Here is a 17,179-nt window from a genome sequence, read left to right on the forward strand (position 1 = left end):
AAGGGGAGCCGCGTGAAGACGGGTGTGTTATGTATTCATGGCTTTACCGGCGGGCCGTTTGAGGTCCAGCCGTTTGCCGACTATATTGAAAAAGAAACAGATTGGATTGTGAAAATCCCCACCTTGCCGGGACACGGTGACACCCTCGACTTAAAAAAACGCAGTGCCGAAGCATGGATGATGGAAGCAGAGCTTGCACTTAAAGAGTTAAAAAAACAAACAGAGCGCGTTTACATTGTCGGGTTTTCCATGGGTGGCCTGATTGCCATGTATTTGGCGATGCGTTACAAAATTGACCGGCTGGTGCTGTTGAGCGCTGCCGTTAAATACATCAGTCCTGTTCAGCTGTTGGAAGAAATCCAAAGTGCTGCCTGGGATGCCATAAAGGGCCGGCTGACAGAAAATACGTTGTTTCACTTATATGAATACAAGCTGACAAAGACGCCCATCAGTTCCGCATTTGAGTTTTTGCGCGTCGTAAAAATGGTGGAACCTTATTACAGGCTGATTGAGGTACCCGTCTTTATCGTTCAGGGAAAAAAAGATGGAATCGTCCCTGTTTCGGCTGCTGAGTTCATCTACGAAACAATCGGGTCTAGAGAAAAACACCTGATCCATTCAGAATCCGGACAGCACTTAATCTGCTACAGTGACGACTGTGACGACTGGTTTGCACAGGTCCTGCGCTTTTTAAAACAGGCGGAACAGTAAACTGATTATTATAACCTTTGTGTATTGATTGCATATGATGATGAATCGTGTTATTATTTTGGAAGCAATGGATACATTTTTGAGACACTCTTCCCTGTGAAGAGTATTTTTTTGAGCAAAACGGTTTGTTCTACTTACAGGGTTACAAGTGCCCGCCGATCAGACCGCTCGGCAAAGACCGAGCTTTTCCTGTTCACACATCCCCTCTGACTTAAAACTACAGAGCATGATTTTCGACGTGAAAGTTCCTCATAAAGGCTCGACCTTGTCATGAATTCATCTAAAATGTACACCATTTGTAAATCAGATGAAGACAAAAGGAGATTGAAAAAATTTGGTAAAATTTTCAGATTTAAATATTAGCGAAACAACTTTAAAGTCCGTACGACGCATGGGGTTTGAAGAAGCAACACCAATCCAGGAAGGCACAATCCGTCTTGGAATGGAAGGCAAAGACATTATCGGGCAAGCACAGACAGGTACTGGTAAAACAACAGCGTTCGGTATCCCTTTGGTGGAAAAAATCGATACAAAAGACGGCAATGTTCAAGGGCTGGTCATCGCACCGACACGTGAATTGGCAATCCAGGTTTCTGAAGAACTTTACAGACTGGGTAAAGACAAAAATGTGCGCATTCTTTCCGTATACGGAGGCCAGGAAATCGGCCGTCAAATACGTGCACTGAAAAATCGCCCGCAAATCATCGTAGGTACACCGGGACGATTGATTGACCATATCAACCGTCGTACGCTTAAACTCGACAATGTGAATACATTGGTGCTGGACGAAGCGGACGAAATGTTGAACATGGGCTTTATCGAAGACATCCAGAAAATCATGTCAAGTGTTCCTGAAACACGTCAGACATTATTATTTTCAGCGACGATGCCGGATGCAATCCGCCGCATTGCAGAGAAATTCATGAAAACGCCTGAAGTTGTAAAAATCAAATCAAAAGAAATGACTGTTGAAAACATTGAGCAGTTCTATGTTAAATCAGTGGAGCGCGAAAAATTCGACATCCTTTCACGCCTTTTGAATGTTCAACAACCTGAACTTGCAATCATCTTCGGACGCACAAAGCGCCGGGTCGATGAATTGGCTAAAGCTTTGAATATCCGCGGCTATTTGGCTGAAGGAATTCACGGCGATCTCAGCCAGGCAAAACGCATGTCTGTGTTGAAGCAGTTCAAAGCAGGGAAAATCGATATTTTGGTTGCAACGGACGTTGCAGCACGCGGACTTGATATTTCTGATGTATCACATGTATACAACTTTGACATTCCGCAAGACCCTGAAAGCTATGTTCACCGTATTGGACGTACTGGACGCGCAGGTAGAAAAGGCGTTGCCGTTACGTTCGTAACACCACGTGAAATGGGTTACTTGAGCATCGTCGAAAGAACGACGAAGAAAAAAATGGAAGCTTTGATTCCTCCAACTGCTGATGAGGCTGTACTGGGCCAAAAACGCGTTGCGATGGAGCAATTGGTCGAAATGACAGAGAAAAACAATCTGGGCGACTACCGTGCATTTGCTACGGAAATGCTGGAGAAATTTGATGCTGTCGATTTGGTTGCGGCTGCCCTTAAAACAATGACAAAAGAACCGGAAGATACGCCGGTTCAAATTTCTGAAGAGCGCCCACTTCCTTCACGTGGAGGCGGCTACAAAGGTAAAGGCGGACGCAGTGGAGGCGGCGGCTATAAAGGCAACCGTTCATCTGGCCATCCATCTTCAGGCCGTTCATCTTCAGGTGCAAGCAGACGCCGTGAAGGCGGAAGCGGCGGCGGACGTCCGGGACGCACGCGCCGTCATGAATCCTAAAAAGAAAAACGCAAGCGGTCAAAAATAAAAGACGGACCCGAAAGCAGGCAACTGCTTTCGGGTCCGTCTTTTTTGTCCAGTCATTATGCGATACAATGGAGTGAAACGTTTTGAGGACTGAATCGTATAAATAGTATGAATGTGATGGGGGAGAAGCCAATGGACAACCAACCGAAAAACCAAATTTCCAAAAAGGGTTTGCGAGTATGGCGGTTGTATGGAATAATCCAGACGACTGTTTTGCTCCTGCTTGCCGTGGGAGCCAGCATCCTTACTTATTATCTCGAAGGCCCGGGCTGGCTGTATGGGATTTATGCAGCGATTCCAATTTTGTTTGGATTTTTATTTATCTATTTATTTCCTAAGATCCGGTGGCAACGCTGGCGGTACGAAGTACGGGAGCAGGAGATTGAACTTCAGCACGGGTTGTTTATCGTTAAGCGGACATTGGTTCCGATGGTCCGTGTCCAGCACGTTGACACAGAGCAGGGGCCTATATTGCGGAAGTATGACCTGGCGGAAATTTCAATTTCCACTGCTGCAACAACCCATACGATTCCAGCATTAATCACAGCGGAAGCGGACGAGTTGAGAGCCCGTATTTCCGTATTGGCAAGGGTGGCGGAAGATGATGTCTGAAAAAAGATACAAACTGCATCCAGTGTCTGCTTTTATAAACTTTGTAAAAGGGTTGAAAGAGCTGATTATTCCGTTTGTTGTTATTTTTGGGGTCAATATTTTCAGAGATGGTGGAGTCAGCGCCATGTTCACGGGGGGCTGGATAGAATTATTGCCGGTTCTCATCGGTGGAGTCGTCTTATTGTTTCTATTGATCGCCGGCATTATCAAATGGAAGCGTTTTGTGTACTGGTTTGAAGACGGTGAACTGCGTATTGAATATGGTTTGTTCGTCAAAAAGAAACGGTATATTCCGTTTGACCGGATCCAAAGCCTGAATTACACTGAAGGAATTTTCCACCGGCCTTTTGGATTGGTGAAAGTCAAAGTGGAAACTGCAGGTTCGGGAAAAATGGGGGAAGCAGAGGCGGAGTTGACAGCCATTTCACGGGAAGATGCCGACCGTATCGAAACTGAAATGGAAGCTGCCAAGCGTGGCTTCCGGGAACCCGCATCGGCAGTTGAGCATCCATCGGAAGAACAGGCGGAAATACCCGAAGAGAAAAAGGACGCACGCATGGTATACCGCATGAATATGAGGTCCCTGTTGATCCTTGCCACGACTTCCGGAGGAATTGGTGTTGTTTTGTCAGCGGTAGCTGTATTTTTTTCACAATTCTCCGAGTTGATTCCTTATGACGCCATATATGAAGAAGTGATGGTACTTTGGCGTTTTGGTGCATTGATTGTGGCTTTACTGGTTTTTATCGGTCTGGCCATCGCTTGGGTGATTTCCGTGATACTGACTGTTTTGGCAAATTACCAATTCACTATTTATACAGATGAAGATCATATTTATATTACCAGAGGCTTATTGGAGAAGAAGAGAGTTTCTGTGCCGTTTAAACGGATACAAGGAGTGCAGGTTTCACAAAATCCGCTGCGGGAACTGTTCGGATATGCCACTGTCACAGTGGAAAGTGCAGGAGGTTCAATTGGGGACAAAGACGAAAAAATCCGTCTGTTCCCATTGGTGAAGAAGAAAGACATGATTCCCATAGTGGCCGAATTGTTTCCGGAAACGAATTGGACGCCCGAGATGACCAAAGCGCCAAAACGCAGCCTGCGCTTCTTTTACCGCTTGGACTTTCTGTGGATGATTCCGCTCATCGGGGTGCTCAGCTATTTTTTCTTCCCGCTGGGCCTGCTGTCGCTGCTGATTGTACCGATTGTATTGGCATTGGCAGTCTGGCAGCACCGGACGATGGGGTATGCATTGATCGGCAAGCAATTGACAATGGAGTTCCGCGGCATCAGCAAGCACACTTTTTTTATGATGAAAAAGAGAATCCAGGCCATTGAAGTGACGCAAAGTTATTTTCAGCGCCGAAAAGATGTCGCTTCCATCCAGGCGACCATCAAATCCGGGATGCTTGGAGCGACGGCACGCATCGATCATATGGATCGGCAGGACGGCACCAGGATCCTCGAGTGGTACGAGCCGTCCAAACAGAAATTGGCGGCACACGAAAAAGGTCAGCCCGAATTGTCGGGCTGACCTTTTCAGTTTGTTGAGAAAATTTCCAGCAACCCGATATTCCGCAAAACAGCTGCGCTTTCCTGCGGGCTTGCGCCGAACTAACTCGGGCTTGGCGCCCGAGTGGATTTCGGCACTTCGCTATCCCGCTGGAGTCTCCGCTGTTTTGCTCCATATCTCAGATATATTTCATAAATGAGAACCCGAGTGATAGACTCTGTTTCTATATCAGTTAACAAAAAATCACTAGGAAGAAATTAAATAGAGTGGAAGCCGCCGACTCCTGCGGGACCAGCACGAGCCGAAGACCCTGGACTGAGCAAAGCGAAGGAAGCGGCTGAGGCCGTGCCCGCGGAAAGCGTGCGGCTGGAACGGAATGAAAGAAGAATGCTGTGTTTCTCGACAGTCTCAAAAGGTCAGCCCGAATTGTCGGACTGACCTTTTCCTTTTATACTATTTCCGATTTCTCCAACTGACAATCCGCTTGGGGTGGAAATAACTGAGCCCGATCAGAAAACCGGTGATCATTCCGGCAATGTGGGCAGTCGCATTCACATTCGGTGTCAGGAAAGTCATCACTATACTTATCACAATAATCGGCAGTATAATTTGTCTAAGCTGCGGCATGGTGCGGCCGCCATGATATAATAAAGCACCAAAAGCGCCAAAAATACCGAAAATGGCTCCGCTGGCTCCGACATGGGTGTATTCGAGCGGCTGCAAAAAATAAGTTGCCGCTGAAGCGAAAAGACCGGAAAGTGCATAGATGGTGATGAAGCGGACTTTTCCTGTCAGCCGTTCCAGTTCAGGCCCGAACAGGAATAGCGCAAACATATTGAAAAGCAGGTGCATCAGGCCACCGTGCAGGAAGATGGGGGTCCCGAATCTCCACCATTCGCCGGTGGAAATAAGGAAGTTGGAACCGACGCCGTAATAATAGATGTACTGTCCAACAAACGGAATCCATGTGATAAGATGGATTAATACATTGATGGCGATCAACGTTGAAACAACCGGGTACTTCCGTAGATATTGTGAAAAACTCTCATTGCGTATAAACATGTAGTCACCTCTATTTCATACATAACATTATACCTTTTTACCGATTGTGAATGAAAGGAGAAACCTTTATGATTACAGGAATCGGCTTGGATATTGTCGAACTTCGCCGAATTGCAAAGCTTGATTCGAAATCAGCAAAATTTCGCGAGCGGATTCTGACCAGGCAGGAGCTTTCCGAATATGGACGGCTGTCAGATAAGCGGAAAGTGGAATTCCTGGCTGGCAGATTTGCTGCAAAAGAGGCGTTTTCAAAAGCGAATGGTTCAGGGATCGGCAAAGCTTGTTCATTTCAGGACATTGAAGTCCGAAAAGACGAAAATGGAAAACCCGGCATTTATTTTCAGCAGCAGGAGCAAGGCCTGGTTTCCATAACCCACACAAAGGATTATGCAGCGGCGCAAGTCCTTTTGCAAACTAACTGACGAAGTGGTGAATAATAATGGAATTTTATCGACCTACAAAAGCGGTCATTGACTTGACTGCGATTGAGAAAAATTTAATGGAATTTCAAAAAAGAGCAGGACAAGCAGAAGTCATCGCGGTAGTGAAAGCTGACGCATATGGGCATGGCGTTCTGGAAGTCGTCAAAAAGGCGGTTTCGAATGGAGTGAAACTTTTGGCAGTTGCCACGCCTGATGAAGCCCTTTATCTGCGCAGGAACAATGTGAAAGAAGATGTGTTGGTCATGGGGGCAGTGCCGGGAAGGTTTCTGCCGATTGCCCAGCAGGAGAACATAACGGTTACGGCTATTTCGCTGGAATGGCTTTCGATGGCCGCTGAAGCCATGGATTCAAACCTGCCAGACTTGCGGGTTCATTTAAAAGTGGATACGGGGATGAGACGGGTAGGCGTTCAAGTGAAAGAAGCAGAACAGGCACTTTCTTTTCTGCGGGAACATTCTTTCTCCCTTGATGGCATTTTCACTCATTTTGCTACAGCAGATGAAGAATCCGGAGAATTGTTCCAGAACCAAATAAACCAAATGAAATCCATCATCGATTTCTTGGACGATCCTTCTGTCATGGTTCACGTTTCTAATAGCGCTGCCGCTATCATGCATCCCGGCTTGTCGTACGACGCGGTACGCGTTGGCATTTCGCTGTATGGAATTGCTCCATCTCCTTATGTAAGAGGAAAAATGCCATTTAAATTGCAGCCGGCGTTGAGCCTGGAGACGGAAATCATTCACGTTAAAAAAGTGCAGGCTGGCGATACTTTAAGTTACGGTGCCACTTACCGCTGCGAACAAGACGAATGGATAGCGACATTGCCGATCGGCTATGCTGACGGGCTGTTACGAGGACTGCAGGGCCAGGAAGTTTTGGTTCAGGGGCAGCGCGTGCCGATCGTCGGACGTATTTGCATGGACCAGTGCATGATTCGGCTCACCGGAAAAATGCCGGTCGGGGAAAAAGTCCAGTTGATTGGCCGGCAGCAAGATGAACATATTCTAATAGATGAATGGGCTGAAAAATTGGGTACAATTCCATACGAAATCCCATGTATTTTGACAAAAAGGATCCCGCGCATCTACACCGGAAGTGCCGACCTTCAAGATTTGTCTTTTCACGGTGCTGATACAATGTTAAGATAAAGTAGTGAAAAAAGATAAGAACGGGAACTTCGGAGGTGTCGGCTGTGTACGAGAAGTCAAAGACAAGAAAAGTGGTTGTAAAACTGCCGAAGCAAATGAGAGCGGAACTGACTGCTTATTCGGATGATCAAATCCAAGAACGTGGTGATTATGTTTACGTTTCAACTCAACGGGTAACCAAAAACATATATGATTCATATCACATTCGGGAAGCAATGATCAAAGGCTACGTGGAGATGTCACAAATCAATCTGTCAATCGCTTGTGAATGTTCTCATGCAGAATACGAAGCGGAGCACACGACCGTGCGACTCGTAAGCGGAGGGTGACAATTTGAATGTAAAACGTGGAGACGTTTTTTTTGCAGAATTATCACCGGTAGTCGGGTCTGAGCAAGGAGGGACCCGCCCAGTATTGGTGATACAGAACGATATCGGGAATCGTTTCAGTCCGACTGTAATCATTGCCGCAATCACGGCGCAAATACAAAAAGCGAAATTGCCGACTCACGTCGAGATCAATGCAAAGAAGTATGGTTTTGAACGTGACTCGGTTATCTTGCTTGAACAATTGCGGACAATTGACAAGTCGCGGTTGACTGATAAAATCACCCATCTTGACGAATCTTTGATGGAAAGAGTGGACGAGGCGTTGGAAATTAGTCTTGGCCTTGTAAAGTTCTAGCATACATACTCCTTAAGGCACCTGAAGAGAGCTTTCTTCGGGTGCCTTTTTATGAATGAAAAAAAGCGGTAAGATTAAAATAGATGTGCAAACCCTTTTTTTCCGATACAATAAAGGAAACGTACATAAACTGTGGACATAGAAGTTAAGGAGGCTCTCTCTCAAGCATGAACAGACAAATAGCCAAATACATTCAGGAAAATACAACAGAGATTATTTCGAAGTGGAAAGAGCAGATGAAAGAAGACGAAAATGAACGTTCCTTTCAGATGACACCTCCAGAGATAATGGACAAAACAAGCCGGGAATTCGCCGACTTGATGGCTTCAAATTTACTGGAAAGCCATCAGGCATACGAAAACCGGCTCTATGATTTTTCAGAGAAAGTGGTGCGGTTAGGCTGGTCCATCACTTTTGTGACCAAAGCAATCACCCATTTTTCGGAAATCGTCTTTGACGGCATGGAGCAGGAAGGTATTATTACACAAAACAATACCCGGGATTATATGAAAGAATTCAGCAACTGGATTACACCGATTCGGGATAAAACCATTGATGCTTATTCAAAGACATGGGAGCGGACGGTGAGTCTACAAAAAATTGCATTGCAGGAACTTTCTGCTTCGCTGATTCCCGTTTTCGACAAAGTCTCGGTTATGCCGCTTGTCGGAACAATCGATACGGAACGGGCCAGGCTCATTATGGAAAACTTGCTCGAAGGTGTAGTCAAGCACCGGGCAGAAGTTGTTCTCCTAGATATTACTGGAGTTCCCGTAGTCGACACCATGGTTGCTCATCACATCATACAAGCTGCCGATGCTGTACGTCTTGTCGGAGCGAAATGCATGCTGGTGGGCATCCGTCCTGAAATTGCCCAAACGATTGTGACATTGGGCATCAATTTGAATGACTTCACGACATCGAGCACATTGCAGCGTGGAGTCGAGCAGGCATTAGCCTGGACAAATCGAAAAATCGTGGAGGTTGATGAATAATGAATGTACGAATTCCGATTTTAAAACTGAGAGATACTTTAATCGTCTCCATCCAATGGGAACTGGACGATCAAACGGCCATTCAATTCCAGGAGGATTTACTGACAAAACTGCATGAAACAAGTGCGCGGGGAGTGGTTATTGATCTGACCTCCATCGATTTTATTGACTCGTTTATCGCCAAAGTCCTGGGGGATGTCATCAGTATGTCAAGTCTTATGGGGGCACGGGTGGTTATTACAGGTATCCAACCAGCAGTGGCTATCACTCTGATCGAGTTAGGGATTCGGTTAGAAGATGTTATGACAGCACTGGATTTGGAAAATGGTTTGGATAAACTTCAATTGGAATTGGAGGCTTAAGAATGAGCAACCAATCCTCGGTGGAAATTCAGACAGAATGGGATATTGTAGCAGCGAGGCAACTCGGTCGCAATGTAGCGAAAGAGCTTGGCTTCGGCACAGTAGACCAGGCCCGTATTACTACGGCCATCAGCGAGCTGGCTCGCAACATATACTTATACGCTGGACACGGAAAGATTGAAATCCAGCGGTTAACAAATAATGGAATGAAAGGCATCATGATCATAGCGGCAGATAACGGGCCTGGAATTTCGGACGTGCGAAAAGTCATGGAAGACGGCTTCTCGACTTCCGGAGGATTGGGTGCAGGGTTGCCGGGTGTAAAGCGCCTTATGGATGAATTCAAAATTGACACCACCCAAGGCGAGGGAACAGATATAAGAGCTACCAAATGGCTGCGATAGGGGGGCACATGATGGTTCAAAAAATCGACAGTCAATACAAAGAGATTTTAAGACAATATATGCAAAGGCAGTCTGAGCAGAATCTGTACGACGGCCAAAACTTCAGCAGGCAGCTGATTGCTGAAAACACTTCACCTGAAGAAGTGATCAGTATGCACAAAGCTGCCATGCAGGAAATGTATGAAGATTTGCCGGATGTGGTCTGGCATTCTTTTGATTTATTGATTGAGATGATGATCAGTTACGGCTTGGCGCTGCAAGAGCGCGAAAGCCTTCTTCAGCGACAGGAAGAGCTGCGAGTGGAAATGGATTTGGCGGCTAACGTCCAGGAAACATTGTTGAAAACGACGACTCCGTCATTGGAAGGGTTGGATATTGGGTTGCTCTCGATTCCGGCACGGAAGATGAACGGGGATTACGTCTATTTTGTCAGTGACCAGGAAGGGCATGCCGGCATAGCGGTAGCGGATGTGATCGGAAAAGGGTTACCCGCCGCTCTTTGCATGTCCATGGTCAAATTCGGCATGGACAGTTTGAATAACTCCCGGGCACGACCAAAAGATGTATTGGATGTCATCAATCGCGTAGTAGAGAAAAGCATAGACGATTCAATGTTTGTTTCGATGTTCTACGGCAGCTACAACGCTGGCGAAGCAACCATGACCTATGGTTCTGCCGGCCATGAGCCAGCCATTCTATATCGGGCGAAATCCGAAACGTTCTCGGAACTTAACTCTAAAGGCCTGTTGCTGGGCGTTTCTCCAGCTGCAAAGTACGAAGAGCATACAGTCCACCTTGAACAAGGCGATTTGCTGATTATGATGACTGACGGTGTGACGGAAGGTCGTAACGAAGAAGGTTTCATCGAACGGGAAGTTATTTTTGAGTTGATCCATCAAATGAAAGATGAGCCCGCACAAGTGATCGTCCGGCATGTCTATGATGAGTTGGTCCGTATGCAAAATGCTGAACTCAGCGATGACTTTACTTTGGTGATTTATAAAAAGGTTTAGAATTTGGGTTTAAGGTGCGGGAAATGGTGGTAAATAAATCTACAGTGGCTTTTTAGCTGATGTGATTACAGAAAAATGGGGTGTCAAACAGAGATGAACATTCAGGTGGAATTAGAAGAATCGAATAATGTGTTAACGGGTATCGTTCGTGGGGAAATTGACGCGCATACCGCACCCGTCTTGCGGGAGAAATTAGAAACATACCAAAACGAAAAGAATCTGGAAGCAGTGTTGGATTTATCCGACGTTAATTATATGGACAGTACAGGGTTGGGAGTTTTCGTGGCTTTTTACAAATCCATCAATTCAAATGGCGGCCATGTAAAATTAAAAGGGCTCTCAGCACGGTTAAAACGATTGTTTGATATAACTGGACTAGGAGACATCATGGATATCGAAGCAGTCGGAAAAGGTGGTAAATAATATGCGTCCTTTTGATTACGTTGAAATGAGGGTCCCTGCCAAATCGCAGTACGTAGGCGTAGCCAGGCTGACAATCTCAGGCTTGGCCAGCCGCATCGGATTTTCCTATGATGATATTGAAGATTTGAAGATCGCTTCAAGTGAAGCCGTCACCAACGCTGTTCAACATGCTTATAGAGATGAAGAAGATGGTGAAGTCGTCATCGGTTGTGCTTTATACAAAGACAAAATCGAAATAATGGTGGCAGACCACGGACAAAGCTTTGATTTTGAAGAAACGAAAACCAAAGTCGGACCTTATCACGACCAGGAAGAGATCACGTTTCTGAGAGAAGGAGGCCTTGGCCTATATTTGATCGAGACATTAATGGATGAAGTAAAAGTCCATCATCAGGAAGGCGTTACAGTCTTCATGACAAAGTATGTTGGAGGAGAGCAGGTGGAAGAGGATGTCGAAACGATCTCATCCTAATCAGCCTACAAAAGAACAGGTGCTTGAATGGATTGAGGCTTATCAAAAAAACGAAGATGAGGAAGCTCAAACCAATCTTGTCATGAATTACAAGCGTCTAGTGGAGTCCATTGCGCGCAAATATTCAAATGGTAAATCTTACCATGAAGACATTGCGCAAGTGGGGATGCTGGGCCTTTTAGGTGCCATCAGACGTTATGACCCATCTTATGGCAGAAGTTTTGAAGCATTTGCGGTGCCTACCATCATTGGTGAAATCAAGCGGTTTCTCCGTGATAAGACCTGGGCCATCCATGTGCCGAGACGGATAAAAGAGCTGGGTCCGCGCATTAAAGCGACTGTTGAGGTGCTGACAAGAGAACTGCAGAGATCACCTCATGTTTGGGAAATTGCAGAGTACCTGGATGTGGATGAAGATGATGTGTTGGAAGCGATGGAGATGGGAAAAAGCTATCAGGCGCTTTCCATGGACCATTCATTGGAAGCCGATTCAGATGGCAGTACGGTCACGCTATTTGATGTAGTGGGCCAGGAAGATCACGGCTATGAGAAAGCGGATCAGCGTATGTTGGTCGCAGAGGCGATGAATGTGCTGTCTGAACGGGAAAAACAAATTATCCAATACACGTATATTGAGCAATTGAGCCAAAAAGAAGCAGGTGACAAACTCGGAATTTCCCAAATGCATGTATCCCGTCTTCAGCGAAAAGCGATTAAGAAGCTTCAGGAAGCCATACTGGCAGCAGGCGGGGTTTCGTAGTGGAGAGAATTCAGCACAGTTTTGTCGATGCCTGTATTTTCAATGAAGCCAAAAAGGGAAACTATGAATCGGGAGACAGCTACTACACCGTTTTGACAGACGATTATTTTATTTGCTCGATTGCAGATGGTTTAGGCAGCGGACCCGTTGCGCGGGAATCTTCCCAGGTGATTCCACAGATTTTGGAACAATACCACCACGAAACAATTGATGAATTAATGAACCGCTTTAATAGTTTAATGGTACAAAAACGCGGGGCTGCAGTGGCGGTTTTCAAAGTCGATTTTAAAAATAAGACCTTGGAATACAGCTGTGTTGGCAATATCCGCTTTTACCTTTACCGAAAAGGGACGGATGAAGTGATTTACCCCTTGCCGGTCATGGGCTATTTGTCTGGACGCCCACAAAAATTGCGTACCCAATTGTATACCTATGTGGAAGACGATCTGTTTTTGATTCATTCCGACGGTGTGGTATTAAGGAACCCTAAAGCTATGATGCGCAGGTCAGGAACTCCGGAACGGCTGTATTGCGATATACTCAATACCATTGAAACCGGTGATGACGCAACATTCATATCAGGAAGCCTACTCAAATGAGCAGGCTTCTTTTTTCTGTGGCAGGAGAAAATTCCGCTCACCGGCACTCCAACCCCATTGAGCGTTAAAGCATGATAAAATAAGAGGATATGGAAGGGAAGTGTTTGCATGCAAGTACAACAAATACATACAGTAATCGCGAAAGAAACAAATGTCCGGCCCCACCAGGTGGAGCAAGTCATCGCTTTGATCGAAGATGGAAATACAGTGCCTTTTATCGCGCGTTACCGGAAAGAAGCCACCGGTTCTTTAGACGAAGTCCAAATCAAAGCCATTGAGGATCGTTATACATATATCCAGAATTTGGAACAGCGCAAAGTGGAAGTGATCCGCTCCATTGCAGAGCAGGAAAAACTGACCGACGAACTGGAGAAAGAGATTCATGCCGCTACTGTGCTTCAACGGGTGGAAGATTTGTATCGGCCGTACAAACAGAAGCGGCGGACTAAAGCTATTATCGCAAAAGAGAAAGGGCTGCAGCCGCTCGCTGACTGGCTGATGAAATTCACGCCTGATAATGTCCAGCGAAAAGCAGCCGAATTTATAACTGTGGAAAAAGGTGTTGAAACCACAGAAGCAGCAATCCAAGGCGCTCAGGATATATTGGCAGAGAGTTTTTCGGACGATCCGGATATCCGGGAGAAAGTGCGTTACATGACCAGAAAAAACGGTACGATTGCGACGGTTGCAAAAAAGGACCATGAAGACGAAAAGCAAGTATTTGAAATGTATTACGAGTATGAAGAATCCATACAAAAAATCGTCCCCCATCGGGTGTTGGCCATTAATCGCGGGGAAAAAGAAGGCGTTTTAAAAGTTTCAGTGAATCCGCCAGTCGAGCGGATTGTGGGGATCATGAAGAATAAATGGCTGAAAGAAGGTACTCCCTCAACAGAAGTGGTGAATTCAGCCATAGAAGATGGTTACAAGAGGCTGATTCAACCTTCTGTTGAGCGCGAAATCAGAGCGGAACTGAGCGAAAAAGGAGAAGCGCAGGCAATCCACATCTTTTCAGAGAACTTGCGGAATTTACTGCTGCAGCCTCCGATGAAAAACAAGATGGTGCTGGGGATTGACCCGGCTTATCGGACCGGCTGCAAACTAGCCGTTATCGATGAAACCGGAAAATTGTTGGAAGTTGCTGTGATATATCCTCATCCCCCCAGAAATGATAAAAAAAGCGCAAATAAAGTTATGAAGCAATTGACAGAGAAGTACCCAATAGAAATAATGGCAATCGGAAACGGGACGGCTTCAAGAGAGACGGAACAATTTGTGGCCGATTTCCTGGCTGAATCAGACGCCGCTGTTTCGTATGTCATCGTCAATGAAGCGGGAGCCAGTGTGTATTCAGCGTCGGAGGTGGCTCGAACAGAGTTTCCAGACCTTCAAGTCGAAGAACGGAGCGCAGCCTCCATTGCCCGCCGTCTTCAGGATCCTTTGTCCGAACTGGTGAAAATCGATCCGAAAGCTGTGGGGGTTGGACAATACCAGCATGACGTTTCCCAAAAGAAGCTGGCAGACCAGTTGACGTTTGTGGTAGAAACAGCTGTTAACCAGGTCGGTGTAAATGTAAACTCTGCTTCTTCGTCGCTTCTCCAGTATGTGGCAGGATTGAGCAAGACAGTTGCTGAAAACATCATTAACATGCGCGACGAGAACGGACGTTTCACCACGCGAGCCCAGCTGAAGAAAATACCACGCCTGGGAACCAAAACATATGAACAAGCAATTGGATTCCTGAGAATCCCTGAAGGCAAGAATCCACTGGACGCCACAGGCATTCATCCCGAAAGCTACGCTACTGCTGAAAAAATATTGAAGATAGTGGATGCTGACAAAAAAGATGTAGGACAACCTCAACTGGCTTCGAAATTAGCTGAATTGAATGTGAGCGAGCTGAGTCAGGAACTGGCAGTGGGGGAAATTACAATAAAAGATATCCTCGATACACTGCAGAAACCATCAAGAGATCCACGTGATGAATTTCCACAGCCTTTATTGAAAAATGATATTTTAAAAATGGAAGACTTGCTTCCCGGAATGGAGGTCCAAGGTACCGTCAGAAATGTCGTCGATTTTGGCGCTTTCATTGATATCGGAGTAAAACAGGACGGGCTTGTCCATATTTCGAAATTGAAGAAGGGATTTGTTAAACATCCTTTGGAAGTAGTGGCTGTCGGAGACATCGTTACAGCCTGGGTTGAGAAAGTGGAAAAAGACAAAGGGCGTATTGCACTGACAATGCTGCAGCCGAAAGAACAATTATAAATAAGGAAAGTTGCAATCGGCAGTCCCAGAAATTCTGGGACCGCCGTTTTACTTAATGCAAAAGAAGAAAGGAGTCAGCATGACAGAGAAAGAATTGACAGAACTCATAAAAGAAATTTCACTTCGAGTATTCCATAAACCATTTTGGCATCAAGGGATTTTTAATTCACGCCTCAGGACAACCGGCGGAAGATATATGCTCCAATCACACAACATCGAAATTAATCCCCGTTCCTACGAAAAATTCGGCTTCAATGAACTGGAAGGGATCATCAAACATGAGTTGTGTCATTACCATCTTCATATTGAAGGAAAAGGGTACAGGCACCGCGATGCTGATTTTAGGAAGTTACTGAAAGAAACAAAATCGCCTCGTTTTTGTTCAACATTGGATATTCAAAAGAAAAGGCAATCATCTAAGCGGTATGTTTATCAATGTCTTTCATGCAATCTAGATTACATTCGGAAGATCCGAATGAATACAGAAAGATATCGCTGTGGACGCTGTTCCGGAAAGCTGGCGATGAAATGAGCACGCTGACAATTCAATGGTGACATGAAAAGGAGCCCATAATCAAAGGCTCTTTTTTTGTATTGGCAGCAATTTTTATCACTAAAATTCCTGGAAACAAATAATAAAAAAGAAATAACAAAATTTCTTTTAAAAAGCAGTTGACGATTTCTGAAGAGGTCTTTATAATAGAAAAAGTCGACAAGTGATTGCGGCATTATTCCGAAGTAGCTCAGTGGTAGAGCACCGCACTGTTAATGCGATGGTCGTAGGTTCGAATCCTACCTTCGGAGCCATTAAGGGCCCCTTGGTCAAGCGGTTAAGACACCGCCCTTTCACGGCGGTAACACGGGTTCGAATCCCGTAGGGGTCATCATTTTACATAAGCGAGATAATGGTTTTCGTTATAGTCATATAACTTAACAAGAAATTAGTTCTTGACAATAACTCGCCGAAATGAGTATAATAGAATTTCCGCTGCAAGAACGAAGTAACGCAGCCGGTGCAGATATAGATCTTACGCAGAGAGCATAACAAATCTTCATATATACTATTGTCGCGGGGTGGAGCAACAAGCCGTACGAAGACGGCGCAGTAACATCGAAGCAGGCGTAAGCCGATGCAGATGTCCATTACGCAGAGAGCATAACAAATCTTCATATATACTATTGTCGCGGGGTGGAGCAGTTCGGTAGCTCGTTGGGCTCATAACCCAGAGGTCGCAGGTTCAAATCCTGCCCCCGCAACCAAAAAGGTCCCGTGGTGTAGCGGTTAACATGCCTGCCTGTCACGCAGGAGATCGCCGGTTCGATCCCGGTCGGGACCGCCATTGTAATGGGGTATAGCCAAGCGGTAAGGCAACGGGTTTTGATCCCGTCATGCCCTGGTTCGAATCCAGGTACCCCAGCCATATTTTTTAAACATTGACTTAAAAAAGATCCTCTAGTAATAAAAAACTTTCATTGACATTGAGTTGGTCACGGGTTATAATAGAATTCGTCCCTAAAATAATTCAATGCGGTCGTGGCGGAATGGCAGACGCGCTAGGTTGAGGGCCTAGTGGGAGAAATCCCGTGGAAGTTCGACTCTTCTCGGCCGCACCAAACGTATGCGCCCGTAGCTCAATTGGATAGAGCGTCTGACTACGGATCAGAAGGTTGTGGATTCGACTTCTGCCGGGCGCGCCATAATTTTTATACTTATTTTGCGGGTGTAGTTTAGTGGTAAAACCTCAGCCTTCCAAGCTGATGATGAGGGTTCGATTCCCTTCACCCGCTCCACTATTTATTTTTTATACTGAACCTTGAAAACCGAACAGCAAAACGTCAATAATAA

19 protein-coding genes and 8 tRNA genes are annotated in these 17,179 nt (G+C 45.7%); 26 read left to right on the plus strand and 1 reads right to left on the minus strand.

Annotation, left to right across the window (positions count from 1 at the left end):
• Positions 1-12: 12 nt before the first annotated feature.
• The 4 genes from EEX84_RS13970 (at position 13) to EEX84_RS13985 (ending at position 4,715) form a co-directional block, all read left to right on the plus strand.
• Complete coding sequence (locus EEX84_RS13970) at positions 13-711, plus strand: alpha/beta hydrolase (protein WP_123166264.1); 699 nt, start codon at positions 13-15, stop codon at positions 709-711.
• A 334-nt stretch (positions 712-1,045) separates the two neighbouring features.
• Positions 1,046-2,539 (plus strand): degradosome RNA helicase CshA, encoded by a 1,494-nt coding sequence (gene cshA, locus EEX84_RS13975; RefSeq protein WP_123166265.1) that lies wholly within the window; start codon positions 1,046-1,048, stop codon positions 2,537-2,539.
• A 159-nt stretch (positions 2,540-2,698) separates the two neighbouring features.
• Complete coding sequence (locus EEX84_RS13980) at positions 2,699-3,178, plus strand: PH domain-containing protein (RefSeq protein ID WP_123166266.1); 480 nt, start codon at positions 2,699-2,701, stop codon at positions 3,176-3,178.
• Positions 3,171-4,715, plus strand: a complete 1,545-nt coding sequence (locus tag EEX84_RS13985) for a PH domain-containing protein (RefSeq protein WP_123166287.1) — start codon at positions 3,171-3,173, stop codon at positions 4,713-4,715. Before EEX84_RS13980 ends, EEX84_RS13985 begins: the two co-directional genes overlap by 8 nt.
• Before the next feature lie 432 nt (positions 4,716-5,147).
• Here EEX84_RS13985 and EEX84_RS13990 read toward each other — a convergent pair whose 3' ends face one another.
• A complete protein-coding gene (locus EEX84_RS13990; protein ID WP_123166267.1) occupies positions 5,148-5,756 on the minus strand; it encodes a rhomboid family intramembrane serine protease in 609 nt (202 codons plus the stop codon).
• Positions 5,757-5,824: 68 nt separating this feature from the next.
• Here EEX84_RS13990 and acpS point away from each other — a divergent pair, with 68 nt between their 5' ends.
• The 22 genes from acpS (at position 5,825) to EEX84_RS14100 (ending at position 17,124) form a co-directional block, all read left to right on the plus strand.
• The gene (gene acpS / locus EEX84_RS13995) at positions 5,825-6,178 is read left to right on the plus strand and encodes a holo-ACP synthase (RefSeq protein ID WP_123166268.1); all 354 of its coding nucleotides are present in this window, start codon (positions 5,825-5,827) and stop codon (positions 6,176-6,178) included.
• Between the two features lie 17 nt (positions 6,179-6,195).
• The gene (alr, locus tag EEX84_RS14000; RefSeq protein ID WP_123166269.1) at positions 6,196-7,350 is read left to right on the plus strand and encodes an alanine racemase; all 1,155 of its coding nucleotides are present in this window, start codon (positions 6,196-6,198) and stop codon (positions 7,348-7,350) included.
• Between the two features lie 44 nt (positions 7,351-7,394).
• Positions 7,395-7,679: a transcriptional regulator gene (locus tag EEX84_RS14005; protein ID WP_123166270.1), complete on the plus strand. Its 285-nt coding sequence runs from the start codon at positions 7,395-7,397 to the stop codon at positions 7,677-7,679.
• 4 nt (positions 7,680-7,683) lie between these two features.
• Positions 7,684-8,034, plus strand: a complete 351-nt coding sequence (locus EEX84_RS14010; RefSeq protein WP_123166271.1) for a type II toxin-antitoxin system PemK/MazF family toxin — start codon at positions 7,684-7,686, stop codon at positions 8,032-8,034.
• Positions 8,035-8,201: 167 nt separating this feature from the next.
• Positions 8,202-9,029, plus strand: a complete 828-nt coding sequence (locus EEX84_RS14015) for an RsbT co-antagonist protein RsbRA (protein ID WP_123166272.1) — start codon at positions 8,202-8,204, stop codon at positions 9,027-9,029.
• Positions 9,029-9,391 (plus strand): STAS domain-containing protein, encoded by a 363-nt coding sequence (locus tag EEX84_RS14020; protein ID WP_071152217.1) that lies wholly within the window; start codon positions 9,029-9,031, stop codon positions 9,389-9,391. Before EEX84_RS14015 ends, EEX84_RS14020 begins: the two co-directional genes overlap by 1 nt.
• A gap of 2 nt (positions 9,392-9,393) precedes the next feature.
• Positions 9,394-9,795: an anti-sigma regulatory factor gene (locus EEX84_RS14025; protein WP_123166273.1), complete on the plus strand. Its 402-nt coding sequence runs from the start codon at positions 9,394-9,396 to the stop codon at positions 9,793-9,795.
• Positions 9,796-9,806: 11 nt separating this feature from the next.
• A complete protein-coding gene (locus tag EEX84_RS14030) occupies positions 9,807-10,808 on the plus strand; it encodes a PP2C family protein-serine/threonine phosphatase (RefSeq protein ID WP_123166274.1) in 1,002 nt (333 codons plus the stop codon).
• A 93-nt stretch (positions 10,809-10,901) separates the two neighbouring features.
• Positions 10,902-11,231, plus strand: coding sequence for an anti-sigma factor antagonist (locus EEX84_RS14035; protein ID WP_123166275.1), 330 nt, complete (start codon positions 10,902-10,904; stop codon positions 11,229-11,231).
• A gap of 1 nt (position 11,232) precedes the next feature.
• Entirely contained in the window at positions 11,233-11,703 is a 471-nt protein-coding gene (rsbW, locus tag EEX84_RS14040) for an anti-sigma B factor RsbW (RefSeq protein ID WP_123166276.1), read from the plus strand.
• Positions 11,681-12,463, plus strand: a complete 783-nt coding sequence (sigB, locus tag EEX84_RS14045; RefSeq protein ID WP_123166277.1) for an RNA polymerase sigma factor SigB — start codon at positions 11,681-11,683, stop codon at positions 12,461-12,463. Before rsbW ends, sigB begins: the two co-directional genes overlap by 23 nt.
• The gene (locus EEX84_RS14050; protein ID WP_123166278.1) at positions 12,463-13,062 is read left to right on the plus strand and encodes a PP2C family serine/threonine-protein phosphatase; all 600 of its coding nucleotides are present in this window, start codon (positions 12,463-12,465) and stop codon (positions 13,060-13,062) included. The genes sigB and EEX84_RS14050 overlap by 1 nt, the downstream gene beginning before the upstream one ends.
• 108 nt (positions 13,063-13,170) lie before the next feature.
• The gene (locus tag EEX84_RS14055; RefSeq protein ID WP_123166279.1) at positions 13,171-15,333 is read left to right on the plus strand and encodes a Tex family protein; all 2,163 of its coding nucleotides are present in this window, start codon (positions 13,171-13,173) and stop codon (positions 15,331-15,333) included.
• 79 nt (positions 15,334-15,412) lie between these two features.
• Positions 15,413-15,865 carry a SprT family protein gene (locus tag EEX84_RS14060; RefSeq protein WP_123166280.1) on the plus strand — a complete coding sequence of 151 codons (453 nt, stop codon included), beginning with the start codon at positions 15,413-15,415 and terminating at the stop codon, positions 15,863-15,865.
• 200 nt (positions 15,866-16,065) lie between these two features.
• Positions 16,066-16,140 (plus strand) — tRNA-Asn (locus tag EEX84_RS14065).
• Between the two features lie 5 nt (positions 16,141-16,145).
• Positions 16,146-16,217: transfer RNA gene (locus tag EEX84_RS14070), tRNA-Glu, on the plus strand.
• Between the two features lie 299 nt (positions 16,218-16,516).
• A tRNA-Met gene (locus tag EEX84_RS14075) sits at positions 16,517-16,593 on the plus strand.
• Positions 16,594-16,597: 4 nt separating this feature from the next.
• Positions 16,598-16,673: transfer RNA gene (locus tag EEX84_RS14080), tRNA-Asp, on the plus strand.
• 6 nt (positions 16,674-16,679) lie between these two features.
• Positions 16,680-16,754: transfer RNA gene (locus EEX84_RS14085), tRNA-Gln, on the plus strand.
• 107 nt (positions 16,755-16,861) lie between these two features.
• Positions 16,862-16,947 (plus strand) — tRNA-Leu (locus EEX84_RS14090).
• A 7-nt stretch (positions 16,948-16,954) separates the two neighbouring features.
• Positions 16,955-17,031, plus strand: a tRNA-Arg gene (locus EEX84_RS14095).
• Between the two features lie 19 nt (positions 17,032-17,050).
• Positions 17,051-17,124: transfer RNA gene (locus EEX84_RS14100), tRNA-Gly, on the plus strand.
• Positions 17,125-17,179 lie beyond the last annotated feature (55 nt).

The organism is Planococcus salinus, from assembly GCF_003719725.1.
Taxonomy (GTDB): Bacteria; Bacillota; Bacilli; order Bacillales_A; family Planococcaceae; genus Planococcus; species Planococcus salinus.